This window comes from Erwinia sp. MYb416 (assembly GCF_037479575.1).
GTDB classification, from domain to species: Bacteria; Pseudomonadota; Gammaproteobacteria; order Enterobacterales; family Enterobacteriaceae; genus Erwinia; species Erwinia rhapontici.
The window spans coordinates 1-714 of the sequence record NZ_JBBGYT010000134.1; the positions used below are offsets into that span (position 1 = coordinate 1).

The window sequence follows — 714 nt, forward strand, 5'->3', positions numbered from 1 at the left end:
AGCCATTGCCACAAGCGGCCCAGGCTTTCGTAGATCGCACGTTCGCTGTGGCCCAGCCAGAATGATGAGGGTAATACCCGCTCCCAGAAATTCAGCGGTGACGTGACCGCCAACTGGTTTGCGGGTGCTGGCCAGGGGGCCAGGCCCTGACGCTGGAAGAAGATCATGGCCCGTGGCAGATGGTTGGCGGATGTCACCAGCGCAAACGGGCGCTGCCCGACAATATGGGACACTTCCAGGGCTTCCTGTTCGGTATCACTGGGTTTATCCAGCGTAATAATTGCACTTTGCGGTACGCCCAGTGATTGCGCCACGAGTGAGGCCACGGCTGCTGAACTCATCGGGTTGCCCTGTGCATGTCCGCCCGTCACGATCAGTTTTGCCCCAGGGTTCGCCTGCAAAATACGAATGCCCTCTGTGAGACGTGGCAAGCTATTGTTGAGCATATTTGAGCTGGGCGCCCATTGTGGATTCCAGGTGTAGCCACCGCCGAGGACCACAACGTACTCCACCGGGTGCTGATTGTGCCAGGTGGGATAGCGATTCTCGATGGGGGCCAGCAGCCTGTCTGCAATGGGTTGCAGGCTGATCAGCAACAGAATAGCCCAGGCAACGGAGATGAGTGTTTTGCCGCTTTTCTGCCAACGGCTGAACCAGAGTAAGATAATCCCTAGTGCCATCACCAACAGCAGCATTGGCAGTGGAAGCAGCAGG

Annotated in this window: 1 protein-coding gene; it reads right to left on the reverse strand. The window is 57.7% G+C overall.

Annotation, left to right across the window (positions count from 1 at the left end; all coding sequences use genetic code 11):
- The coding region (gene elyC / locus WH277_RS01270) for an envelope biogenesis factor ElyC (protein ID WP_339503911.1) at positions 1-713 on the reverse strand (713 nt) is incomplete at its 3' end.
- Between the last annotated feature and the right edge of the window lies 1 nt (position 714).